This is a genomic window from Tabrizicola oligotrophica, from assembly GCF_011008935.1.
In the GTDB taxonomy this organism is placed as follows: Bacteria; Pseudomonadota; Alphaproteobacteria; order Rhodobacterales; family Rhodobacteraceae; genus Tabrizicola_A; species Tabrizicola_A oligotrophica.
Genome location: NZ_JAAIVJ010000014.1, coordinates 21,547 through 46,255, shown reverse-complemented (window position 1 = coordinate 46,255; position 24,709 = coordinate 21,547). Strand labels below are relative to the sequence as shown.

Genomic DNA, 24,709 nt, shown 5'->3' with positions numbered 1-24,709 from the left:
GGGTAACATCAAGGAAAACAAGAACAATGAGCAATTTTGACGCCCTCGTTGCCAAGCTGCGCGAAATCTTTCAGATTGACCGGCCTGACCTCGATTTCGGCGTCTACCGCATCCTCAACGCCCGCGCGGGCGAGATCGAGGATTACCTATCCAAGCGGCTGAAGGCACGGGTGGCCGAGGCGCTGGCAGCCGAGGCGGCGGCAAATACCGAAACGCTGAAGGATGAGATCGCCAAGGCCGAAAAATCCGCTCAGGAACTCGGCATCAGCGCCGACCAACTACCCAAGGTCCAACAGCTCCGCGCCCAGCTGGCCGCCGCCAGCGCAGGCGCGTCAGAGCATGAGAACCAGGTCTTCTCGCATCTGCTGACCTTCTTCTCGCGCTACTATGACAAGGGCGATTTCATCAGCCAGCGCCGCTACAAGGGCGACACCTATGCCATCCCTTATTCTGGGGAAGAGGTCGTGCTGCACTGGGCCAACCGCGACCAGTATTACACCAAGTCGGGCGAGTCCTTTTCGAACTTCAGCTTCAAGCTGGATGACGGCCGCGCCGTCCACTTCCGCCTCGTCGCGGCCGACACGGCCAAGGACAACCGCAAGGACAACGACAAGGAACGCCGCTTCGTGCTGGCGACTGCCCGCACCATCACCCGCACGGATGACGATGGCGAGACGTTCGAGGAAACCATCCAGCCGGTGGCCGAGGAAGATGGCGCGCTGGTGATCCGGTTCGATTATGCCCCGCAGCCCAAGGGCACCAAGCAAGAGGCGCTGGTGGATCAGGCCGTGACTGCCATCCTGGACGATGAAGCGGTCAAGGCGCGCTGGCTGACGCTCACCACCCGCGCGCCCACGGAAAAGAACCCCAAGCGCACGCTCTTGGAAAAGCACCTGACGACTTACACCCAGAAGAATACCGCCGATTACTTCATCCACAAGGATCTGGGCGGCTTCCTGCGGCGGGAGCTGGACTTCTACATCAAGAACGAGGTGATGAACCTCGACGATGTGCAGGGGGCCGGGGCCTTTGCTGCCATCGAGAAAAACCTGCGGATGATCCAGTGCCTGCGCGCCATCGCGCTGGACCTGATCACCTTTCTGGCCAGCATCGAGAATTTCCAGAAGAAGCTGTGGCTGAAGAAGAAATTCGTGGTGGCGGCGCAGTATTGCGTGACGTTGGACCGGGTGCCGGATGCGCTTTACCCCGCCATCGCGGCGAACCCGGCGCAATGGGCGCAGTGGCATGATCTGGGCACGCGGGGATCGAGCGCGGCGGGAACGGTCGAGGATCTGAAATCCGCGCCCTTCCTGATGGTGGACACTGCGCTGTTCGATGCGGGGTTCCGGGCCGATCTGCTGAAGGCGATCCCCGATCTGGATGCCAGCCTCGACGGGCTGCTGGTGCATGGGGACAATTTCCAGGCGCTCAGGCTGTTGGGTGAGCGTTTCGAGGCGCGCGTCGGAACCCTCTATATTGACCCGCCCTACAACACTGATGCTTCCGCGATCATCTACAAGAACGGCTACAAGGACTCGTCATGGCTTACGTTGATTGATCAGTCACTGCGTTCTTCAACGGCGCTTGCAAAGAATACTGCGGTGATCTGTGGTTCAATTGATGATACCGAAGTAAGCGGAATGCGTGAGGTGTTTGGGCAATCCTATACCAAGCAAATAGGGATCGGGATAGTTCGCGCAAATCCTCAGAGCCGGAAGACGTCCGGTAAGTTCTCACCCGTTCACGAATATGCGATTTTTTATGGACGCACTGACCTCGCGCAACCGTCGTCTCTGGGCTTTAGCCAGAAGAAAGCTGAACGATACCCCCTGGTCGATGAGATTGGACATTTTGCGTGGATGAACTTTGTTCGCGCAGGCAACGCAGACTTGCGAACGGATCGTCCAAAGTCGTTTTATCCCATTTGGGTTCATGAGGACGGAAAGCTTTATGTGCCCAAACTTCAATGGGTAGATGAAAATAACGCCTACGATGTTCTCGAGGAGAGACCGGCGGGGGTCGAAGAGGTATATCCGATCAAGTATGACGGCGCCGAGAAGATTGAGAAGCGCTGGCAAAGAGGACATGAACGTGTCCGCAAGGAATACGGTGAATATCGCGCAAGGCGTGACACTTCTGGCGTGTTGAACATCGACTTCAAGACCAGAATGGATGACGAAGCAGCCCCGACGACTTGGTGGGACAAGCCGGAATATGCTTCGTCCAACTTTGGCGCGGCCGAACTGGCAGATATCGTCCCAAGAAATGATTTCGACTATCCGAAAACTAAGGGCTTCGTCATGGACGCGCTTCGAGCAGCAGGCGCGACCGAGGATGATGCGATATGCATCGATTTCTTTGCAGGCTCTGGGACTACCGGCCATGCGGTTATCGAGTTGAACAGGCTGGATCAGGGCAAGCGGAAGTATATCCTTGTCGAGCAGGGGAGCTACTTCGGGACCATCATCAAACCCCGGATGCAGAAAGCTGCCTATTCGGGTGAATGGAAGGCGGGCAAGCCCACCGCCCCCGAAACCGGCATCAGCCATGCTTTCAAGGTGCTCAAGATCGAGGGCTATGAGGACGCGCTGAACAACCTCGACCTGAAGCGGTCGGACGCGCAGGCCAGCCTTCTGGAAGGGTTTAGCACTGAGGCCCGCGGCGATTACCTGATACGCTACATGCTGGATGTCGAGGCGAGGGGATCGCTCCTCTCCGTCCAGGATTTCCGCAAGCCCTTTGATTACACGCTCAAGGTCGCCGTCGACAGCGCCGGGGCCTGGGAGGAGCGCAAGGTCGATCTGATCGAGACCTTCAACTACCTGATCGGCCTGACCGTCCGTAGCATCGACATCCAGATGAAGCAGGGCTTTGTCACGGTCGAGGGCTGGCTGCCCACCGGTGAAAAGACCCTGATCCTGTGGCGCGACTGCGAAAAGATCGGCTACGAGGAACTCACGCGCCTCTGCGACAAGCTGGCGATCAACCCGGCCGACAGCGAATACGACGTGGTCTACATCAACGGCGATCACAACATCCCCTCGGTGGTGGAAACGACCGAGGAAGAGGGCAGCGTCATCAAGAAGCTGATGCTGCGCCAGATCGAACCCGCCTTCCTGGACGCCATGTTCAACGTGGATGACGTCTGATGGCGCGGACCCCGAAGAAGAAGCGCACGTTCCATCAGGAGCTGGTGCTTAACCGCTGGATGCTGAGCCATTTCCACGGCGACGGCCTGATGACACTGAAGGCGCGGCTGGGCGAGGATCGGCACGAAGGCATCGACGACGACGGCCAGACCAAGTTCTTCCACGAGCTGACGCGCAACCTGTTCAACATGGACCGGGTGACCGAGGCCGAGCTGCGCCGCTATGACCTGAACATCGTCGCCCACTGGCAAAAGATCACCCATCGCCGCAACGCCGCCGCCGGCGAAGTGCTGACGATGAAGTATTTCCAGTACCTGTCGCTCTTGTTTACCGAGATCTACCTCGACTGGTATTTCAACCGTCGGCAGGATCTGCTGGACGGCCTGAATGCCCAGATGGCCGAGTATCGGAAGGAGGACGGGGCGGAGGCGTTCAAGGACTACAGCGCCGACGACCTGAACAAGCTGGCCTTCTGGAACGCGACAGGCAGCGGCAAGACGCTGATCCTGCACGTGAACATCCTGCAGTACCTGCACTATTTCCAGGCGGGGAATGCCCACCTGTTCCCCGACCGGATCATCCTCCTGACCCCGAACGAGGGCCTTTCGCGCCAGCATCTGGAGGAGTTCCGCGAGTCCGGCATCAACGCCCATGTCTTCGTCAAGAACCAGACCGGTTCGCTGTTCAAAGGCTGGGTGGACGTGATCGAGGTCACGAAGCTGGCCGACGAGATGGGCGACAAGACAGTCGCCACCGGCGCGTTCGAGGGCAACAATCTGGTTCTGGTCGACGAGGGCCACCGCGGCACCGGCAGCGCGGGCGGCGTCTGGATGGCGCGCCGCGCGGCGCTGGTGAAGGGCGGTTTCGCCTTCGAATACAGCGCGACCTTCAGCCAGTCAGTCGCCAAAGGATCGACCGTCGCCAAGGCCGAAGAGGACATCCAGAAGGCCAAGGCAAAGCGGATGTTCGAGAAGACGCTGAAGCAGCTAGACGACACGGAACGTGCGCAGATGCAGCTGACGACCGAAGATCGCGCCCGCGCCCGGATCGACGGCATCCGCGAGGCCTATGCGAAAGCGGTGCTGATAGACTACAGCTACAAGTACTTCTACGCTGACGGGTACGGGAAGGAATCCCTGATCCTGAACCTTGACGACAAGGGCTATGACAAGCACGGCGATCTGTATTTCACGGCCTGCCTGCTCAGCTTCTACCAGCAGCTCTGGCTATGGGACACGCACCGCGACAAGATCAGGGACTTCAACATCGAGAAACCCCTGTGGGTCTTCGTGGGCAACACGGTGGCCGGGGAGGACAGCGATATCCTCGAGGTCATCAGGTTCCTCGCGTGGTTTCTGAACCATCCGGGGGAAGCCACGACCTGGATCGCCGACCTCGTCGCCGACAAGGCGCGCTTGCTGGACCCGAAGGGCAACGACATCTTCGCTGGCCGCTTCATGCCGCTGATGCAGCGCGATGCGGCGGCGATCTATGACGATATCCTGAAGCGGCTGTTCAACGCCGATGCCCGGCAGCGGTTGAAGCTGGTGAACCTGAAGAACAGCAAGGGTGAGCTGGCCCTGCGGGTCGGATCGTTCGATCCCTTTGGCCTGATCAACATCGGCGACGATTCCGGCTTCTTCAAGAACGCCGAGGACAGCAGCGACTTCGATACCGAAGCGGACGATTTCGGGACCGGGCTGTTTGGCACGATCAACCAGAAAGACAGCAAGCTGAACATCCTGATCGGATCGCGGAAATTCACCGAGGGCTGGTCAAGCTGGCGGGTATCGACGATGGGCCTGCTCAACATGGGGCAAGGTGAAGGTTCCCAGATCATCCAGCTTTTCGGCCGCGGCGTCCGCCTGAAAGGGCGCGGGATGTCGCTGAAGCGATCACTTCCCGCTGAGCGCCCCAAGGGAACGCACATGGAACGTCTTGAAACGCTGAACATTTTCGGCGTCCGAGCGAACTACATGGCCACCTTCAAGGACTATCTGAAGGAAGAAGGCATCACGCCGAGCGACGAGATCATTCAGCTCGATTTCCCGACCAGAACAAACCTGCCGTCTGGCACACGGCTCAAGACGCTGAAGCTGAAGGACGGCTACAAGGACAATCAGATCAAGGGGTTCAAACGCGTCCACTTTCCGGCGCTGTATGATGTTCCGGCAGAATTTGCGGGCAAGATAAAGCCTCCGCACGTCGTGCTCGACCTCTATCCACGTGTCGAAGCAATCACGACCACAGCGAACGCAGCGGCGAGTGCACCGGACAAGCGCAATCGCGGCAAACTGAACAGGGCGGCAATCGCTAGCTTTGACTGGGATGCTGTATTCACCGCTGTTCAAGAATACAAGCTTCTGAAAAGCTGGAGCAATCTCAAGGTTGACCGCGAGCGCCTTGCCAGCTTCTGCCTTGGTGATGACAGCTGGTACACCCTTTTGATCCCCCAGGCGGAACTGGAACTGACGGGCTTTGCAGCCGTCGTGCGTCAGCAGGACATCATGCTCCAGTTGCTCACTGACTACACTGACCGCTTCTATCAGGGGCTGAAGGCGGCCTATGAGGGCAAATTCTACGACGTCGCCCCCGTAACAGAGGACTCCGGCTCGATCATCAAGTTGTACCAGTTCGAGATTGAAAACTCTGATGTCGGCTTGGAGTACAAGGCGAAACTTGAGGCCCTATCCGCCCTCGTTGCGTCCGGAAAGCTCGGCGAAGCCAGTAAGTGGAACGCACCTCACATGGTAGCGATCAGCTTCGGCCAGCATCTGTATTACCCCCTGCTCTCACCCATCAAAGATGCGGTCGTCCCTCTCAAGATGCGACCGCTCGCGATTGGAGAGCCGAGCGAAGTGCAATTCATTGACGACGTCATGGCGTTCTACGACTCCCAGGCAGGGAAAGAGAAGCTAAGGGGTTACAGCCTGTACCTGCTTCGCAATGCTGACAATCGGGCCAAGGGGCTTGGTTTCGCTCTGGCGGGCAACTTCTATCCTGACTTCCTTCTGTGGCTGGTGGACGACAAATCCGGCAAGCAGTGGCTGTCGTTCATCGATCCAAAGGGGATACGAAACCTGAACATTTCGGACCCGAAGTTCGGCTTGCATAAGGAAATTAAGCAGATCGAGAAGCAGCTTGGCGATGGGATGATCAGCCTCAACTCCTTCATCCTGTCCATCACGACCTTCAATGACTTGCTTAATGTCATGGGCACGACCTCGAAATCGGACCTAGAGGATCGGAATGTTCTGTTCATGGATGACGGTGGACCGGCATATCTTGGCAAGCTGCTGACCAAAGCACTCGCCTGATCAGCGGCATAGCCAACTTCATCCCTCCCCCCTCCCGATGGTTCCTCCCCGGCCCTGAACGTATGCGGGGGGGCGCAGCGCGGCGTTTCGCTAGCGACAGGCAGTTTCACCGGGGAATCCACTTGGAATCCAGGGCGCGGAAGTCGTGATTTTTAATGTTGTAATATCAGAGTGTTACGAAATCACGATCTCGCCATGCTGGATTCTTTTGCGGAATCCAGCAGAGCCAATTCGTGATTTAAGAATCCAGCGAGGAAGCCAGGCCACGGAAGGCAGTGCGCAGCCGGCCCGGCATGGCCGGGAGAGGGGGACGAATGCCGGCAAGGACGCAGGGGGAGCAGGGCCCACCGAACCCGGGTATCGCCGTCCCTCAGGGTCAGAATCGGACAGGCTCCAGCCCCACCGCGTCGTTCACAGCAAGCCGCGCCGGGCGAGGTTGGTCATCAACGCCCGCACGCCGAACGTCCAGTCCGGGATCTCCGTCGACAGACCAACGGTATTGGTCAAGCGGCCGAGTTCCGGTGCGGCGATTGTCACGACATCCCCGAGATGATGGGTGAACCCGCCTCCGGGCACGTCGCGGTCCTTGGTCGGAGCAAACAGCGTGCCGAGAAACAGCATCAGCCCGTCCGGATACTGGTGATGCCGCCCAATCGTCTGGCTGACGAGGTCTTCGGGGTCGCGGCTGATTTCCGCCATCGACGAGGCGCCGTCGAGAACAAAGCCATCGGCCCCCTGCACGCTCAGCGTCAGTTCGAGCCGCCGCACGTCATCGAGCGTGAATTCGCTGTCGAATAGCCTGATGAAGGGTCCGATGGCACAAGACGCGTTGTTGTCCTTGGCCTTCGACAGCAAGAGCGCCGAGCGCCCCTCGATGTCGCGCAGGTTCACATCGTTGCCCAGACTCGCGCCGACAATTCGGGCTTTCGAGGACACCGCCAGCACGGCCTCAGGCTCCGGGTTGTTCCACTTCGAGGCGGGATGCAGGCCGACCATTGCGCCGGGCCCCACGGAAGACAGCACCTGCGCCTTGGAGAATACCTCGGCATCCGGACCGATCCCGACCTCGAGATACTGGCTCCAGAGCCCCTCGGCGATCAGTGCCGCCTTGACGGCCACCGCCTCGGGTGAGCCGGGGCGAATGTTGCGCAGGCTGTCGCCAATGATCGCACCGACACGGGCGCGGATCGCCGCGGCCTTGCCCGGATCGCCCGCAGCGCGCTCTTCAATCACCCGCTCGACCATGGATCCGGCGAAGGTCACCCCGCAGGCCTTGACCGCCTGCAGATCGCACGGCGCAAGCAGATGCAAGGTTCGGGGATCGGCCGCCATGCCCAGAATTTCATCCACGGGCCCCAAGACTCTCCCCTCCGCCCCACGCACGAATGCCGCCGGATCGTCCATCTCGCAGATGTCGCGGACCAAAGGCGCATCCCGCGAGGTAATGTCGACAAGCACGCCGTCGCGGACCGTCACCACGCAGGGGCCCGCGACAGCCGGGTTCCAGACCCGACCCAAAAGCGTACCGGTTGAGCGAGCGTTCATGCGCGTTCCTTTCTCAGTGATTGGCGAAGGCCAGGCGCAGGATGTCGTGTTCCGTCATTTCGGCGCGTCCGAGATTGCCCACCAGATCGCCGCGCGAAAACACAACGCAGCGATCGGCAATTGCAAACACTTCCGGCAATTCCGACGATGACACGACAACGGACATGCCCTTCCTGGCAAGATCATGAATGATCTCATAAATTTCCGACTTTGCCCCCACATCGACCCCATGGGTCGGCTCGTCCAGCAGCAGCAGGCGCGGCCCGGCCATCACCGCACGCGCAAAGATCGCCTTTTGCTGATTGCCGCCTGACAAATCGGTGATCTGCTGATCGGCAGTTGCCATGCGGATGTGCAACGCCCGGGCCAGCCGCGCGGCCCCGGTCCGCTCGGCAGAGCCGCGGATGAAGCCAAGGCGGCTCAGGCTTTCAAGGCAGGACAAAGTGATATTGCGCTCGACGCTGTGGCTTGGAAGAATGCCGCGCTTCTTGCGGCCCTCGGGCACCATCGCAATGCCGTTCCGAACGCTGGTCGGCACATGGCCCAGACGCAAGGGAACTCCGCCGATTGAAATCGAGCCGGCCGCCGCGCGCCGGAACCCGAACAGCGTTTCCATGAACTCGGTCCGGCCCGCCCCCACCAGACCGAATAGCGCCACGACCTCGCCCGCGTTGAGGTCGAGGTCAATCGGCTTGAGGTGGTGCTCGTCGCGCAGCCCGCGGATCTCGACCTGTGGCTGACCGGGTTGCATGACGCTGCCCCCCCATTCGAACACCGAGGTCTTGCCGACCATATGCTGAATGAGCCGCGCCTTGTCGGTTGCCTTGGCCGCTTCATCGCTGACCAGCTTGCCGTCCCGCAGGACCACGATCCGGTGGCAGTTCGCAAGCGCCTCTTCCAGTTTGTGGGTGATGAAGATCACGGCAACACCCGACGCGGACAACTTGCCGATCAGCTCGAACAGTTTTTTCGCCTCGAAGGGCGTCAGCGACGAGGTGGGTTCATCCAGGATAAGAAGCGTCGGCTCAACCACGATCGCCTTGGCAATCTCGATCAACTGTTGTTGGCCCGGTCGCAATGTGTCCACATCCGTCTTGGGATCGACATGCTCCAGACCGACCGCCGCCAGCGCCTCAAGCGAGCCTTGCGTCATCCTGTTGCGGTCGACCAGTCCGGACCTGCCTGCAAAGTAGTCGCCCAGAAAGATGTTCTCCGCCACGCTCAGCGAGCCGATGGTGGACAGCTCCTGATGCACAAAGCGGATGCCGGCCTCGATCCCGTCCCGGACAGAGCCGAACTGCACCTCGCGCCCGTCCAGCAGCACGCGGCCGGCATCGGCTTTGAGGCTGCCGCTGACGATGTTCATCAAGGTGCTTTTTCCGGCGCCGTTCTCGCCCAGCAGTCCGATCACCTCGCCCGGCGCGATCGACAGGTCGACGCCGTGCAGCACCTCAACCGGTCCGAAAGACTTCTTGAGGCCAGAGATTTCAAGCCGAGGTTTCATGATGTCATTACCCTGGAGGATCGGCACCGGCCCGAAGGCCGATGCCCCTGATCGCGTGGGATCAGTTCTGCATGCCTTCCGGCGTCAGAAGGTTGCCCTCGACATAGCGGACGGCCTCTGCCGGGGCCTGGCCCGTCACCAGCATGTTGTAAAGCGTGACCACCCCGTCGAAGGCTTGGGTGAAGGGCGCCTGGTCGATCAGGCCGGCCATCTCGCCGCTGCCGATGTATTCGACATTGTCCGGCGTATGGTCAAAGCCCACGACGCCGACCGTGCCGGTCAGGCCAAGGTCTTTCACCGCGCGCGCGGCTCCGAAAGGCCCACCCGCCGTCACATAGACCATCTTCAGATCAGGATTGGCCGTGTACATGTCCTGAACCTGCGAATAGGCCAGCTCCGCCTTGTCCTGGTTCTCGAACGGTCCGAGGATCTCGATCTCCGGCGCGTTCGCCTTGATCCAGTCCAGGGCGCCGTTCATCCGGTCGGCGTGCTGAACGGCACCGAAATAGCCGGTGATGACGCCGAGCTTGCCGGTGGATCCCATCTTTTCGGCCATGAACTTGCCCAGTTGTTCGCCGGCCTGCTTGGCGTTCTGGCCGATGAACTGAATGCGCTTGGAGGGGTTGTTGCCCTCGGCGATGATGTTCAGCACCGGAACGCCTGCGGCTGCCGCCTCGTCAATGGCGCGTTCCGTTCCATCAAAGATCGGAACAGTGACAATGCCGTCATAGCCTTGTGCCACCGCGCTCTCGATCCCGGCGATCACGGCCTCGGCAGTCAGGTTGTCGCCGAGGTCGATGTAATCGACCGTGGTGTCACGCGCGGCGAGGAAGTCCTTTGCCGCAGTTGCGCCTTCGGTCACCGGCACCCAGAACGGGTTGTTCTGGAACGACAGGAATGCAATGCGCAGCGGGCCTTTGGTGTTTTCCACGGCCGCAACGGTGGCACCCGCCGGCAGATCCTGCGCCCCGGCCGGCAGCGTCCAGGCCAGCGCCAGCGCGGCGGTTGCCCCCAGAATTGTCCGTCTCGTGAATTTGGTCATTCTTCTCTCCTCCTGCTTGTTGATCGGCGGCGCATTCAGTCCTCCCGCCCGCGACGCACGCCGTCGATTGCGACGGCGAGAATGATGACGAGCCCCTTGGTGACCACCTGCCAGTGCGATGAGACCCCCAGAAGCACGAAGGCGTTGCCCAGAAGCGCCATCAGCAGGGCCCCCAGCAGAACGCCCGGAATCGAGCCACGCCCCCCCGCGAGCGCGGTGCCGCCCAGAATGACGGCCGCAATGACATCGAGCTCGTAGCCGCGGCCAAGGTCGGGCCCGGCGGAGGCCAGATTGCCGGCCAGGATCAGCCCGCCCAGCCCCGCCACGAGGCCACTGACGGCGAAGACCAGCCCGCGGGTGCGATCGACATCGATCCCGGCAAGGCGCGCTGCGGTGGGGTTGTCGCCGGTGGCATAGATGTTGCGCCCCACCCGCGTGCGCGTCGCCAGAACGTAGAAGATCACGGCAAGGAGCAGCATCAGAAGCAGCGACGCCGGAATTCCCCAGATCCGTCCGGCCCCGAACCACGAGGCCCAGCCGGAAAAGCTGACCGGGATTCCGCCCGTCATCAGCAGCGAGATGCCGCGCGCGATGGACATCGTGCCAAGCGTGGCAATGAACGGGTTGATGTGGAAGCGGGTATAGAGAACGGCGTTGAAGATGCCGCAGGCCAGCCCCGCCGACAGCGCCCCGCCAATTCCCAGAACCTGACTTCCGGTTTCCTGGGCAACCAGAGCTCCCGTCACCGCCGAAAGGCCGATCACCGAGCCGACCGAAAGGTCGATGCCGCGCGAAATGATCACCAGTGCCTGAGCCAGCGCCACCATCGCAACCACGGACGCCTGCCGGCCCACATTCAACAGATTGCGCTGGGTCAGGAAGAACTCGTTGGCGAGGGTCATGAAGATCAGGACAAGCAGCAGGATCAAGGCGACGGAGGTTTCGCGCCGCGCAAGGATCGCTCCAAGCCGGGAGCCCGCGTTGGACGTGCCATTACTCATCGGAAACACCTCATTTGATCTTGCTCACCGGCCGCGAAAGGCGGGCGCGCGTTTTTCGGCAAAGGCTTTCCGGCCTTCGGCGGCATCCTCGGTGGCAAGGCAGATGGTTTGCAGGTCACGCTCGTAGGCCACGGCCTCGGCCAGCGGCAGCGACATTGCGGCCCGCAGATTGGTCTTGAAGGTTGCCGCCGCCACCGGCGCGCGCGATGCGATGGTGCGCGCGAGATCCATCGCGCGCTCGCGCAGGTCGGCGCCGGGACAGACATCGCTCACAAGGCCCCAGCTACAGGCGGTGGCCGCATCGATCGGATCGCCGGTCAGCACCATCTTGGCTGCGTTCGACGGACCGATCGAGTGCGTGAGATGCACCACCATGCCGCCACCGCCGATCCAGCCCAGCTTGATCTCGGGCGCCGCAAAGCTGGCGCTGTCGGCGGCAAGGCGAATGTCACAGCTCATCGCCATTTCGAGACCGCCCCCGAAGGCATAGCCATTGACCGCCGCGATGACCGGCTTTCGCAGCGCCCGCAGGGCATCGCAATATTCCGGTCGGTTGCGGAACTCCCACGGGCTGTCGTAGCGATCGAGTTCCTTGATGTCGGACCCGACGCAAAACGCCCGCGTGCCGGACCCCGTGAGAATGACGCAGCGGATGTCGGGGTCGGCATTGCACTGGGCCACCGCCGCGATCATCGCCTCGGCCATCTCGGGCGTCATGGCGTTGAGCTTCGCGGGTCGGTTGAATTCGATCACGGCCACATGGCCAGTATGATGGAACAGCAGGTCGGACGCGGCGGTCATGATCAAACCCTTCGATTTGCGGGAAGCGAGGCTGCGAACATGTCCGCAAGACGCCCGGCGACTGCGGCCGGCGGCAGGCCGGTCCGCAAGGCCTCGCGCAGGAAGGCCGAAGCGGCGGTCTGAAAGGCGATGTAGCCGTCATGGCGCGGGCGCAGCGCCGCGGCCTCCAGCGTCGCAGCGGTGGCGCTGTAGAAACCCCGCACCGGCGCGTTCACATCCGGGTCAGCCCAGGCCGCCCGATTGGAAGGCTGGCCGTCATTTTCGGGAATGAACCCCGTCTGGACGCCGGGGCTCATCAACCAGGCGAGATGGTCGCGCAGGGCGTCCGAAGGCGTGCAGCGTCTGGAAATGCCGATTCCGGTTCCGCCCAGGATCGAACCGTGCCGCCCGCCGATGCGACTGCGCGGCGCGTTGCGGAACAGCACTGTCCGGGGCGCCGGACGCGCGGCATAGGGCACATAGCCATAGACCAACGGGCAAATCCGGATCCCGGTCCCCGAGGACATGGCCTCCAGAAGGCCGATCGGGTTCGCCTGCCCGAAATCGGGGTTCGCGTGGGCATTGAGGTCGGACAGGATCTCGTAGGCCTCGACGCAGAGCGCGGCCCCAAGCCAGCCCCCGTCGGCCAGATCAAGCCCGTCATCCAGCGAGGCCGCGATCGACATGAGGCTGAGCGCGGCATGGGGCCCGGCAAGCGACAGCGCCAGCCCGCCCTCGTGCCGGGCAAAGTCCGACACCTCCGCCCATGTGGCCAGCGGCGCGTCCGCGATTTCGGGTCGCAGCGCCATGACCTGACTTGCCGCATCCAGCGGCAGCGCCCAGGCACGGCCCGCCATCTCGTAGCTGCGAAAGCTGGGGCCGATACTGTCTGCCGCGAACCGTTTCAGCGCGACGGGATCGAACACCTCGTCAAGCGGGCACAGGCAATCCTGCGCCAGCGCTTCGCCCAGATGCGGATGGTCCAGAACGACCAGATCATAGGCGGCGCAAAGATCGGCGATCGGGGCGCTTTCAAACCCTTCGAGCGGTTGGCGATCCCAGGCAATCAGGCCACTCTGCCGTCCCGCCCGATCCAGCGCGGTGAAGCCGCGCGGGTGATCCCAGGTAAGTCCCTTGAACGGCAAGCTCATGGCGTGCCCCGCATGGCGATGGCACCTGCCGAAACAAGGCTTTCGATTTCGCCGACGGAATAGCCCGCCTCGGTCAGGATTTCCCGGCTGTGTTCACCCACAAGTGGCGCCCCTCGCACCACTTCGCTGGGCGTTCGCGAAAACCGGATCGGAAAACCCGGGGTCTTCACCCGGCCTTCGGTCGGATGGTCATACTCGACGAACGTGCCGTTATGCGCGATCTGCGGGTCGGCCACGAGTTCGGCATAGCCATAGACCGGCGCGGCCCAGATGCCATTCGCGTTGAAGGCGGCCATCCATTCGGCGGTGGTCCGGGCGGGCAGCGCCCCCCGCACCAGTCCGAACAGCAGATCACGCTGGTCCCAGCCTGCGGTCGCGGCATCAAGACCCGAGAGCCGGGGTTCATCGAGCACGCGCGCCAGCGTATCGAGGTCGGGCATTGCCAGCGCAACAAAACCGTCCGACGTGGCGAAGGTGCCATAGGGCGAACGGATGTAGACATGCGCATGCGGCTCTTTGCTGCGCGTCTGCGGCTTGCCCCCGACGGTGAAGACCGACAGTTCCTGCATCTGGATCGTGGTGATCGCGTCCAGCATGTTGACCTCGACCTTTTGTCCCTCGCCTGTCCGCTCGCGGTGCAGCAGCGCGGCCAGAACCCCCTCGAACGCCGAATAGGCTGTTACGGCATCGACCAGATATTGCCCTGCGGCCATGGGCGGTTCGCCGTCGCGCCCCGCCGACAGCATGGCGCCGCTCATCGCCTGCAACAGCAGGTCCTGACCGGGGCGGAGCATGTAGGGGCCGGATTCACCGTAGCCCGACATCGACACGTAGATCAGGCGCGGATTGAGGGCGACCAGCGTTTCATAATCCACGCCCAGCCGTTTCGCGACACCCGGACGGTAGTTCTGGATGAAGACATCCGCCTCGGCGGACAGCCGGTGAACCACCGCCCGGCCGGCGTCGCTTTTCAGATCCACCGCCAGCGAGCGCTTGTTGCGGTTGAGCGACAGGAAGGAGACGTTGATCTGATTGCCCTGCGCGCCGCCCGCCGGCATGTGGCGCTGCCATTCGCCGCTTGTCGGCTCGACCTTGACGACATCGGCGCCCAGATCACCCAGCCGCTGCGCCGCAAAGGGTCCGGCCATGGCGATGGAACAGTCCAGCACCCGGTATCCCGAAAGAATGTTGTTGTTGCTTTTCAATTCATGCTCCAGCCGCCATCGACGGCGATGTTCTGCCCCGTGATGAAACCCGCGCCGTCCGAAGCCAGAAACATGACCGCAGCGGCGATATCGTTTGGTGTCCCGCGCCGTTTGACCGCCTGATGATCCAGCACAAAGCGGTTGTAGGCTTCGGGATCGGGGTGAATGCGCTCTGCATCGGTCGGGAAAGCCCCCGGCGCGATGGCGTTCACGGTGATCCCCCATTTGCCGAATTCGCGCGCCCAGGCGCGCGTCAACCCCAGCAGCGCGCCCTTGGACTGCACATAGGGCGAGAGGTTCTCCCAACCGCCGCCCAGCGTGATCGAGGTGACATTGATGATCCGGCCCCAGTTTTGCGCCCGCATCGCGGGCAGGACTTCGGCCGTGCAAACCAGCGCGGCGTCGACATTGACGGCCTGCACGGCGCGTTGCTCTTCCAGCGTGAAGTCCTCGAACGGCTTGGTCGGATAGATCGCCGCATTGTTGATCAGGACATTGATCGCGCCGCCTTTCACGATGTCGCGCAGGCAGGCGCGGACGGCATCCGTGTCGGTCAGGTCGCGTTCGATCAGGTGCAGGCGCGCGGCATGCGCTTCGGAGCGGAGGCTTTCGTTGTGGGCGTGATCGCGGTCGATCGAAAAGACCTCGGCTCCGGATGCCAGGAGGGCCAGCGTCGTGCCATGGCCGAGACCACCCGCCGCGCCTGTAAACAGCACCCGAAGTCCCGAAAGTGCGCCGGGGGCTTTGGGTCCGGATTGCCGCAAATGCAGGGAACCGTTCATTGCCGACCTCCGATCGGCCGGAACACTCCGGACAGCGGGGGGTAATCCATGTCCGGTTGAGTTGCGACGCCCCGGATGCGGGCCTCGGCAGCCGCAATGGCATCGGCATCGGTCAGCACGCTGAACACCGTGTCATAGCGGCGCGTGTCGCCGTGGTTCAACCAGATGAGCTCACCGCGCGCGCGGGCCTCTCCCTGCCCCAGAACATGATTGGTCGATGGCTCGATCCCCAGGGCGTATTGACCGGACTGGAGGTTCTGCCACTCGTACTGGCAGGGAAACTGGTCCTTGCGGGTCGTCACCATGAACCCCAGGCCCAGCCGGTCGTTGACCAGCGCCACCGGGACCTCGCCCTTGCTGTCAGCCGCAAGTTCGTGCTGCCAGACCTGTTCGCGGAAATCCATCCGGGGGCCGGGCAGCCGCCGATACCCCACGCCCTGCGCCTGATAGCTGCCCTCATGCGCCGCCCAGACCACATCGGCAATCGGCGCGAGATAGCGTGCACCGGCTTCCAGCACCGGATGGCCGACGTTGATGTGATAGCAGAACATGTGGGGCGTGCGGTAAAAGCCTCGATTGACCACACGGTCGGTCAGGCGGATATCGTTGCCGCCCAGATCAACCTCGATGCGCCGGTGCAGCTCCAGATGCTCACCAAAGACCGTGCCCTGACTGACCACGCCCTCCGCCCAGAGCACGCATTGATCGCCGTCCCAGCTCTCGCCATAGCCCGTCAGCCGCGCCGGAATCGTTCCGACACGGCCGTGAATTGACTGCGAGACCTTGCGACGCGGACCATAGAAATAGTTGTCGGCCGGGGCGTCATACATGAACAGGATATGATCAAGCCCGCAGGTCACCATCAGCCCGGAGAATGAGCGAAGCCAACCCAGCCCGCCCTCGCCCTCGTAGTCGTGAAGCCCCGGATTGCGGAACCCCGCTGGCGAATGCCAGCCGATCGCCACACCGCGATAGTCGCAATCCGCGATGTCCATCGCCCGGTCGATCAGCACCGAAAAACGCAAGCCGGACCCGGTCCGGAACTCGAGCATCCGAACGCCTCGTTCCAGCCCGTCGCCCAGCGTCATCAACCGGACCCCCGCGGCATGCTGCAGCGCACCGCTTGCTGCCTCCAGCTCGGCCCGTGAGATATCCTTGTTGTAAAGCCTGGGCATGCCTCGGTCCTTTGCCGATGTCGGAATGTCCGCCCGTCGTTTTGACCCGGCGCTCGCCGTGGGCGTCATTTGAGGCAATGTCGACCGCAACATGATGTTAATCAATCATCAATACGCCTATTTATTCATCAAAAGAAATCATTATTGCAAAACTATTTAGATATTGAAGATACATGATGTGTTTGAGGTGGAAAAACAGCGCAGATTGGCTTTACTGTTCACGGAACATCAGGAGGTCCGCCATGAAAGCTACCCTCGCCTCGATTGCCGAACGGGCAAGAGTGTCCATCGCCACCGTCGACCGCGTCCTGAACGATCGCCCCGGCGTCAAAGAACGCACACGTGCAGCGGTTCTGCATGTCGCCCATGAGTTGGGGTATTTCGGACCGCAGGCAACCGGCGCACCGACGCGCGTGCGCATGGATTTCGTGCTTCCGGCGGGGCAAAACAGCTTTATCTCGCTCCTGCGCAGCCATCTCGTCGAGGAATTGGCCGCGCGTCCAGAGATCGACGGCCACCTGCATCAGGTCATCGGTTTTGACGAAAATGCGCTGGCCGAGAAGCTTGTCGGACTGTGCGGCAAATCCGATGCGGTTGGCGTGGTCGCCATCGACCATCCGATCGTATCCGAAGCTCTTGAAAAATTGACCGCCAGCGGCACCAGGATTGCAACCCTGGTCTCGGACATTCCGCGGGTGCGGTCGGTTGGATATATCGGCATCGACAATCGCGCGGCGGGCCGTCTGGCGGGCTACCTGATCGGACGCTTTCTGCCCAGAAACCAGCCCGCGCGCGTCGCCGTCCTGATCGGCTCGCCATCCTACCGCGGCCATGAAGAACGCGAAATGGGCGTGCGTTCGATTCTCTCGCGGGAGTTTTCACATTTGACGGTGTCCTCGATCCATGAAATCAACGATGATCGGGAAAAGGCCTACTCTGTCGCCCTTGACCTGCTGCGACGGGAACGGCCGGACGCAATCTACAACATCGGTGCGGGAAATCAGGGCGTCGCGCGGGCATTGAAGGACACTGGCTTGGCCGGAAAAGTCGTCTTCATCGGCCACGACTTGACTAGCGCCGCACGGTCGATGCTGCTGGACGGCACGATGGACGCCGTGATCGACCAGAACGCACGCGTCGAGGCCCGCGAGGCCGTCAAGCTCCTGCTGTCTGCCGTCAAGGGCTCGAACGAGGCCGAGTATCCGCCGCGGCTTCAGGTCATCTTTCGCGAGAACCTGCCTTGAACGCACAACCGTGGCTATGTGATCCGGCATCCCGGTCAGCGCGGAGGCCGAAAAGGCCGCGCGCCAGCCGTCCGCAGGCCTGGGGTCAAGGTCGCCGTAGCCCAGCGGCCGACGGGAGACAGGCCGCTGTCGGATCGGATCGGCGGGTCTTCCCCGCCGATTCGGGATCGCTGTGCGTCGGCCAATGCCACCCCTTCCGCAGTTGCCGACCAATTCTGCAACGCCAAGATGATCCGTTCGGGCAGCAGCGGCGATTCCGACAGCAGTGTGCCAAGCGCCGCATTCACCGCGTTGACCAGCGCCAGCGCCACCGGAACGGTCGGATCTCGCCAACAGCCTTGGCACCGAACGGCCCGGTTGGCTCGCCATTTTCCACCAGGAGCGTGCGAAGGAGCGGCATTTCCGGGGCATTTGCCAGCGTGTGGCGCGCAAAACTGTCGCCGCGCACGCGGCCCGTGAGGGGATCGACCGCCACCTCCTCCTTCAGCGCATAGCCAAGGCCAATCTGGATGCCGCCGTGGACCTGACCATCCACCAGCATCGGATTGATGGCCCGCCCGATGTCTTGGGCGGCAAGATAGTCCAGCACCGGCAGCACCCGCCCGGTCAACGTATCGACCGCGACCAAGGAAAAATGCGTGGCAAACGAACCGGGATTGGCCGAGGCGCGGTGGGTCGGCGTGGCGATCAGCAGCGGGGCGTTGCGCGCGGCCAGCCATAACGTTGTGTCTGATCCGCTGCCCAGATCATCTAGCGCACAGTGAGCATGATACGACCATCGGCTTGCAGGCCCACCAGTGCTACGGTGGTGGATCCATCCTCGCCGGGAAAGCGCCCGTTGAGATGCGTCGCGGCAGCCATCCCGACGCCGCGCCGAAAGCGGCCGGTGTAAGGTGCCAGCTTTGCGCGCGCCGTCCAGCCAATGGCCCTGGCCCCCGCGCCGCAGACAATCGTCCCCGCGGGCATTGCCAAGGTTCAGGCCTTGCCAAGGCTCAACCGCGCCCGGACCAACGATGTTGCCCAACCGAAGCGCAGCCGGATCAAACCGTGAATCGCGCGCGGCCGGAACCTACACCACGCTCAGGGACAGCATCTGAATCCGCGACGAGCTATAACCGCAAAAAGCTCCAGTCGGCAGGTGTTCGTATAGACAGCACAGCCGCGACACCGTTCGGCCGGCACCTCATAGAGCCGCGCCAGCCGTTGCAGCACCGATCCCGGCAGATTGGCGCTTCCGGTACAATCGACGGTCACCTCGACATCGTGCCCCAGCATGCGGCCTTCAAGCTCAATCCGCATCCGCCCCTATATCGTAGACCTTGCGCGGATGGCGGTGAAGGTTTCGTGCCGCGAAAACCGCAACTGTACCACATGCCACTTGGCCTCGACCTGGCCCAGGTTACGCTGAACAAACAGACGTAAACCGTTCCAGCAGCAGTCGAATGGAGTTGATCGCCCACCGATCTGCTGGGCAGGCCCTGCCGAAATCGGAACTGCCCAGCATGTGGTCATGCAGGCCGTCCAGGGATGTGTTCAGTCGCCCGTGCGACTGCGTTATGCCGGAGTGGGTTGAAAATGCTGACGCTGGACATCGGCACACCGCGACGGGCGCAACAGGCCGACTGCCCGGACCTGTCTGGTTGAGATCGGGCGTTTGCAACGGCGCCGCCGCCCTTGACGGACTCTGGGCCGCCCGCGATTACGAAGCGGCATGCCTTTCGCCAAGGGACTGCCTCAGAACCTCAATCAAAGTGACTGAGATCGGCATCTCCATCATCTGGCTAACACGCCCGAAGCTTGAGACGCGCCTTACCCGCGGGCCGGTTTCCGAAAGACCGCCCCGCCAGTGCCAGGGATTGCGGTCCGGCTCAAACCGGTTCGATCACGACAGGCTGTTTGGACTGCATCGAAAGGATTGCCGCCTCGGCAATCACCGAAGCGCGCAGGCCATCAAACGCATTCGGCGTGACGGGGTTGCCACTGGCCACGGCCTCAATGAACTGCAACATCTCGGTCCGATAGGCCTGGGCATAGCGTTCGGGATAGTTCCACAACGGCTTTTCAGCGGTAATGCCCATCTGATCGGACAGCACCACCAGCGATTGTGCGACATTGCCGACCGCCGCCTGACCCAAGGAACCCAGCACTTCGATGCGCTGATCATAGCCAAAGGCTGCGCGCAGGCTGTTCAGGATCGTGACATGGGTGCCCGACTTCATGCGCAGGGTCGTGGTCGCCGTGTCGATATGGCCGATGGTCAGGTAATCCGGGTTGATCAGCGCATCGGCCATCACGAAAACCTCGACGGGTTCGTCATCCAGGAGCCAGCGCAACAGATCAAAATCATGGATCGCGGTTTCCTTAAGCAAGCCGCTGCTATGGGTAAACCCTTCCAAAGTCGGGGCTTCGGGGTCGCGGCTGATGATCAGAACCTGCTCGACGTTGCCGATCCGCCCGTCGGTAATGGCCTGCTTGAGCTTGGCAAACTGAAAATCAAACCGGCGGTTGAAACCCAGCTGCACCTTGTGTTCCCGCCCGGCCAGCTTGGTCAGGCAGGTGCGGATCCGACCGATATCGTGGTCGATCGGCTTTTCGCAAAACACATAGGCCTTGGTCTGGGCCGCGCGCTCCAGATAATCGGCATGGGTGCGGGGAGGGCTGGCGATGACAAACGCGTCGATCTGCGGGTCAGCAAAGGCCACATCCGGGCTTGCCACTATGGCGCCATGGGCCATGGCAAGTGCCTCGGCGCGCTCGACAGCGGGATCAATGACATAGCGCAGCACCACGCGCGGATCACTGGCAAGATTTGCTGCGTGGATCGCAGCCATTTCTCCGGCGCCAAACAGGCAAACATTGATCTTGGATATCGGCATGGTCGTGTGATCTCCTGTCATGGCCACCGCTTCCGGGCCTGTGTTGCGGCAAGATTTCCGCTCCTGCGCCGGTCTTGCCTGCCGCTTGCATATGACAGCGACAGAGCCTACCGTACGACACAACAGAGAAAATCAAGTTACTTGAGTTTATAATGAAGTTCCTCGACCCGCACAAGTTGGGAAAGAACAACGAGCACACCAAACGGCTGAACCGGGCGACAGTGATCGCCCTGTTGCGCCAGCATGGTGGGCTAAGTCGTGCAGACCTGTCGCGTGAAACCGCGCTGACCATGCAGTCGATTTCCAACATCATCGGCGGGCTGGAAGAAAGCGGACTGATCGAAGCCACTGAAAAGGTCTATGGCGGCAAGGGGCAGCCGCCACTGCCCTATGCAATCCGGCCGTCTTGTGGCCACGGCATCGGCATCAACCTTGATGACGGTCGGATTTTTGGCGCTGTGATCGACTTTGGTCTGAACCTGGTGTTCAGTTGCGAAGAACCCCATAGCCTGACGGACCCCGCCGAAATCCTGACGCTGGTCGAAGCGATGACCCAGCACTTGATTGAAGGCAGCGGCGTGAACCCTGCGACGATCTGGGGCATCGGTCTGGTGTCGCCGCGGCTGGTGGATCATGGCGTCGATGACGCTCATCTGGTGGAAAGTTCGCTTTGGGCAGATATTGGTGATTTCGGGATCGAAGCCCGGCTCGCGGCATCAAGCCGGCTGCCGGTCTTCGTCGAGAACGATGCCAATGCCGGTGCGCTGGGAGAGCTGACCTTCGGGGCGGGAAAAAAGCTTGAGAGCTTTTGCTATCTCCACATCGCGCGCGGCCTTGGCTGCGGCATCATCCATGAGAGCCAGATTTTTCGCGGTGCCTGGGGGAACGCCGGTGAATTCGGTCGCTTTCCAATTCCAACCGCGAACGGTGAGCAACATCTGGAATCGATTCTGTCGATCGACGGGTTGTTCGCGGCTGCCGGTGAAAGACCCCCCCAACAGCTGACCTCGGACGGCTTGGCGGCGTTTTCACATCGGCATTGCGATCTCGTTGACAGTTGGGTGGTGACAGCCGGGGGCTGTTTGCGCTGGCTGATGAGCATTGTCGAGAATGCCTATGACCCGCAAACCGTCCTGATCGGCGGGCAGTTGCCCGAATCCCTGCTGCGACGCGTGGTGGAGGCCGCCATGCCTTTGCACCGCACCATCTCGGAGCGCCCGCGCCAGGAAATCGACCGCCTGCAACTGTCGCTGCTGAAAGATCAGGCGGCGGTCTTGGGGGCGGCAACCATCCCGGTTCTGGCCACGATCCAGGCGGTTCCTGAAGACAACTGGCGCTTCAGTGGCCGGATCACCGATGTCTATCCGGCGTGACTTTGCTCCAGCAGGCATGCCGCACCGATCATTCCGGCCATTGCGCCAAGCTGGCAGGACAGGATAGGCAGCGCGCGGCAGGTTTCGGCCCAGATATAGCCGGGAATCTTGGCCCGCATTTGCGCCATGTAAGAGGCCGAAGCGCCAAGTCCGCCGCCAATGATCAGGGCCTCTGGATCAATCATGTTGATCATCTGCCCCAGAAAGCTGGCCATCGCAGTGGTGGATTGATCCATCAGTTCCAAACCCGCCGCTCCAGCCGAACCCTCAATCATCTCGCGGGCCGTCACACCTGCGATGCCGGTTCGGGCAGCGTAGACCGCCGACAGCCCAGCGCCCGATGCAAAGGCTTCAAGGTTGAAGGCCTGCGGCCCATCTCTGCCGACCGTCACCAGATCACCGCTACCGAAATGGATCGCAAAGCCGTTGGCCCCACGATGAATCTGCCCGTCGATACACTGAATCGCCGAGATTCCGGTGCCAATGGAGACATAGGAGAACGTCGCATGGTTCCGCCCGGCGCCAAAGCGCTGTTCGCCCAAGGCGCCACAGCGCACGTCGCTGTCCAGCACCAGCGGCAGATCAAGCCCCAGGTCAGCCGCCAGATCAATGCCCTGCCAGTCAAAGTTCCAGGCGCTGGCCACCCGGCCATCGCGGGTCACCAGCTCCGGAAGCCCCATGCCAATACCCACTGGCATCAGGCCAAGCCGCCGCGCTTCGGTCTGCAAATCCTGCAAAACCCGTGCCACCCGCCCGATAACCGCAGGTCCGCCCTCCTGGGCCGCCGTCGCCAGGGTCCGGGAGGCCAGCGCCTTGCCGGTTGCAAGATCAACCAGCGCGGCGGCGATCTTGGTGCCGCCGACATCCACGCCCAAGGCACAACGCGGCGTCATTCCGGCTGTCCCACGGCCGCCCGGTCGGCATAGAGCGTGGCATTGGCGCAGAGCGCATAGATGGTTGCCGGCCAATCGGGATCATAGCTTGCCGCACTGGCAAGGCGGCGATAGGCCGCGCGCTTGCCCGCGCCCCAGACCACCATGCCCACCGCCCGCGACTGGGCGCGGATCGTCTCGATGCCGACGGTGACGCCATACTGCGGCACCGCCTCGATCGAAGCGAAATCCGGGAAGGTCTGCAAATTGTCGCGCCGGGTCTGTTCGGCCAGTTTCACCACGCGGGTCAGGCTGTCCTTGGGCGAACCCGGCGGGTTGAAGGCGATATGGCCATCGCCAGCCCCACTCGCCAGCAGGAAATAATCCACCCCGCCCGCTGCTGCGATCCGTCGGTCATAGTCTTGCGGGGCGGCCGGATCAGGAAACCACACATTGGCGGCCGGAATCCGACAGGCTTCATCAAGCTGCGCGTTCAGCACCGCCTGAATGTCAGCCCAGGCAAAACGGCGGCAGCTGAAATGCGCCCCGGCATCGACATGCGCAAAGCCGGTGGCCGTTTCGATCACATAGTCATCCATCATGACAATGACCAAGCCCGACAGATCCAGCCCGCGTTCCGCGACCAGCCCTGCCAAAGCGGCGTAAACCGGCTGCGGGCTGCGTCCGCCGGGGCAGCCCAGCAGGAAGCGCTGCCCTTTGGCGGCGGCGATCCGGTCGGCGATGTCGCGGGCCACAGCAAGGCCAAGCGCGGCGGGCGTGTCGAAAATACAGGGGTTGGCCGTGGTCATTGCTGTTGCTCCGCGCGGTCCGTAATGGCCGTCAGATAGTCCAGATTGCTGCGCGCCAGCGCATCGGGCGACAGGGCGGCATCCTCGGCAGGGTCTTGTTCGACGATGGCGTAACCGTCATAGTGCCGCGCGATCAGCAGGCGCATCACGGCCGCAATATCGACGGCGCCTTCGCGCAACGGGCTCATCACCCCCTCGGCGAAGGATCGGTTGACGCCAAGCTGACCTGCCAGCACCCGCGCCCGTACCACAGGGTCGACATTCTTCAGATGCATGAAGCCGATCCGGTCCCAGACCCGGTCCATATAGGCCAGCACGTCCTGATCCCAAAACGCGTGGTGGCCGGTGTCAAAGCACAGCGAAACCTCGGTTTCCTCCAGCATCCGGTCGATCTGGGCCTCGCGCTCGATACAGGTGCCGACATGCGGATGCAGATGCAGCCTGACGCCATATTCCTCGCGCATCAGCCGGTCCGCATCACGGATCATCGTCATCGCCACCTGCCAGCCCGCGGCATCGACAAGGCCTTCTGCCGTCTCGGGATACCATTCGCTTTCATCCATCAGGATCAGGTCGCGCGACCCAAGGGCGCCAAGCAGCCGCCCGATCCGGTGCAAAGATTCCGTAAGCCCGCCTGCGGTCGCCGGATCGGCCAGGGTATGCACATGCGCGGCCCCTGCCAGCTCCAGCCCGCGTGTCGCCAGGGCATCGGCAATCCAGACCGGGTCTTCGCCCAAAAACCCCAGGGGTCCAAGCTCGGTCACCCGATAGCCCGCTCTGGCGACCGCATCGAGATAGCCCTCGGCGGTGATGGTGTTGCCGGTGGAGTAGAATACCCCCCAGGAGCAGGGCGCATTTCCAAGTTTGATCATTTCGACTTCCGT

General features: G+C 62.2%; 18 protein-coding genes. 4 read left to right on the top strand and 14 right to left on the bottom strand.

Going from position 1 to position 24,709, the window contains the following annotated elements; translation table 11 throughout:
* Nucleotides 1-26: 26 nt before the first annotated feature.
* Together G4Z14_RS16300 and G4Z14_RS16295 are read left to right on the top strand one after the other, a co-directional pair.
* A complete protein-coding gene (locus G4Z14_RS16300) occupies nucleotides 27-3,149 on the top strand; it encodes a DNA methyltransferase (RefSeq protein WP_164627624.1) in 3,123 nt (1,040 codons plus the stop codon).
* Entirely contained in the window at nucleotides 3,149-6,466 is a 3,318-nt protein-coding gene (locus G4Z14_RS16295; RefSeq protein ID WP_164627622.1) for a DEAD/DEAH box helicase family protein, read from the top strand. The genes G4Z14_RS16300 and G4Z14_RS16295 overlap by 1 nt, the downstream gene beginning before the upstream one ends.
* Nucleotides 6,467-6,877: 411 nt before the next feature.
* Here the strand turns inward: G4Z14_RS16295 and G4Z14_RS16290 are convergent, their stop codons facing one another.
* From G4Z14_RS16290 to G4Z14_RS16250, 9 genes are all read right to left on the bottom strand, one after another.
* Nucleotides 6,878-8,011 (bottom strand): fumarylacetoacetate hydrolase family protein, encoded by a 1,134-nt coding sequence (locus G4Z14_RS16290; RefSeq protein ID WP_164627620.1) that lies wholly within the window; start codon nucleotides 8,009-8,011, stop codon nucleotides 6,878-6,880.
* Between the two features lie 13 nt (nucleotides 8,012-8,024).
* Nucleotides 8,025-9,515, bottom strand: a complete 1,491-nt coding sequence (locus G4Z14_RS16285) for a sugar ABC transporter ATP-binding protein (RefSeq protein ID WP_227751813.1) — start codon at nucleotides 9,513-9,515, stop codon at nucleotides 8,025-8,027.
* A 61-nt stretch (nucleotides 9,516-9,576) separates the two neighbouring features.
* Nucleotides 9,577-10,557 (bottom strand): sugar ABC transporter substrate-binding protein, encoded by a 981-nt coding sequence (locus tag G4Z14_RS16280; RefSeq protein ID WP_164627618.1) that lies wholly within the window; start codon nucleotides 10,555-10,557, stop codon nucleotides 9,577-9,579.
* A 35-nt stretch (nucleotides 10,558-10,592) separates the two neighbouring features.
* Entirely contained in the window at nucleotides 10,593-11,558 is a 966-nt protein-coding gene (locus G4Z14_RS16275) for an ABC transporter permease (protein WP_164627616.1), read from the bottom strand.
* A gap of 24 nt (nucleotides 11,559-11,582) precedes the next feature.
* On the bottom strand, nucleotides 11,583-12,359 hold the full coding sequence (locus G4Z14_RS16270) for an enoyl-CoA hydratase/isomerase family protein (protein ID WP_164627614.1): 777 nt from the start codon (nucleotides 12,357-12,359) through the stop codon (nucleotides 11,583-11,585).
* A gap of 2 nt (nucleotides 12,360-12,361) precedes the next feature.
* A complete protein-coding gene (locus tag G4Z14_RS16265) occupies nucleotides 12,362-13,489 on the bottom strand; it encodes a carbohydrate ABC transporter substrate-binding protein (RefSeq protein ID WP_227751812.1) in 1,128 nt (375 codons plus the stop codon).
* Complete coding sequence (locus G4Z14_RS16260; RefSeq protein ID WP_227751811.1) at nucleotides 13,486-14,694, bottom strand: CaiB/BaiF CoA transferase family protein; 1,209 nt, start codon at nucleotides 14,692-14,694, stop codon at nucleotides 13,486-13,488. The genes G4Z14_RS16265 and G4Z14_RS16260 overlap by 4 nt, the downstream gene beginning before the upstream one ends.
* Nucleotides 14,691-15,410, bottom strand: a complete 720-nt coding sequence (locus G4Z14_RS16255) for an SDR family NAD(P)-dependent oxidoreductase (RefSeq protein WP_321573064.1) — start codon at nucleotides 15,408-15,410, stop codon at nucleotides 14,691-14,693. The genes G4Z14_RS16260 and G4Z14_RS16255 overlap by 4 nt, the downstream gene beginning before the upstream one ends.
* 62 nt (nucleotides 15,411-15,472) lie before the next feature.
* Nucleotides 15,473-16,651 (bottom strand): aldose 1-epimerase family protein, encoded by a 1,179-nt coding sequence (locus G4Z14_RS16250; protein WP_164627610.1) that lies wholly within the window; start codon nucleotides 16,649-16,651, stop codon nucleotides 15,473-15,475.
* A gap of 242 nt (nucleotides 16,652-16,893) precedes the next feature.
* Here G4Z14_RS16250 and G4Z14_RS16245 point away from each other — a divergent pair, with 242 nt between their 5' ends.
* Complete coding sequence (locus tag G4Z14_RS16245; RefSeq protein WP_164627608.1) at nucleotides 16,894-17,895, top strand: LacI family DNA-binding transcriptional regulator; 1,002 nt, start codon at nucleotides 16,894-16,896, stop codon at nucleotides 17,893-17,895.
* 283 nt (nucleotides 17,896-18,178) lie between these two features.
* Here G4Z14_RS16245 and G4Z14_RS18970 read toward each other — a convergent pair whose 3' ends face one another.
* Both G4Z14_RS18970 and G4Z14_RS16235 read right to left on the bottom strand, forming a co-directional pair.
* Nucleotides 18,179-18,919: a molybdopterin cofactor-binding domain-containing protein gene (locus tag G4Z14_RS18970; RefSeq protein WP_227751810.1), complete on the bottom strand. Its 741-nt coding sequence runs from the start codon at nucleotides 18,917-18,919 to the stop codon at nucleotides 18,179-18,181.
* Between the two features lie 844 nt (nucleotides 18,920-19,763).
* Entirely contained in the window at nucleotides 19,764-20,771 is a 1,008-nt protein-coding gene (locus G4Z14_RS16235; RefSeq protein WP_227751809.1) for a Gfo/Idh/MocA family protein, read from the bottom strand.
* A 152-nt stretch (nucleotides 20,772-20,923) separates the two neighbouring features.
* On the opposite strand from G4Z14_RS16235, the gene G4Z14_RS16230 reads away from it, so the two are divergent.
* The gene (locus G4Z14_RS16230) at nucleotides 20,924-22,144 is read left to right on the top strand and encodes an ROK family transcriptional regulator (protein WP_164627602.1); all 1,221 of its coding nucleotides are present in this window, start codon (nucleotides 20,924-20,926) and stop codon (nucleotides 22,142-22,144) included.
* Here the strand turns inward: G4Z14_RS16230 and G4Z14_RS16225 are convergent.
* The 3 genes from G4Z14_RS16225 to G4Z14_RS16215 are packed head-to-tail and all read right to left on the bottom strand — an operon-like array spanning nucleotide 22,132 to nucleotide 24,697.
* On the bottom strand, nucleotides 22,132-23,037 hold the full coding sequence (locus G4Z14_RS16225; protein WP_164627601.1) for an ROK family protein: 906 nt from the start codon (nucleotides 23,035-23,037) through the stop codon (nucleotides 22,132-22,134). The genes G4Z14_RS16230 and G4Z14_RS16225 overlap by 13 nt on opposite strands.
* Entirely contained in the window at nucleotides 23,034-23,825 is a 792-nt protein-coding gene (locus G4Z14_RS16220) for a 6-phosphogluconolactonase (RefSeq protein ID WP_164627599.1), read from the bottom strand. The genes G4Z14_RS16225 and G4Z14_RS16220 overlap by 4 nt, the downstream gene beginning before the upstream one ends.
* Nucleotides 23,822-24,697, bottom strand: coding sequence for a sugar phosphate isomerase/epimerase family protein (locus G4Z14_RS16215; protein WP_164627597.1), 876 nt, complete (start codon nucleotides 24,695-24,697; stop codon nucleotides 23,822-23,824). The genes G4Z14_RS16220 and G4Z14_RS16215 overlap by 4 nt, the downstream gene beginning before the upstream one ends.
* Nucleotides 24,698-24,709: the final 12 nt, after the last annotated feature.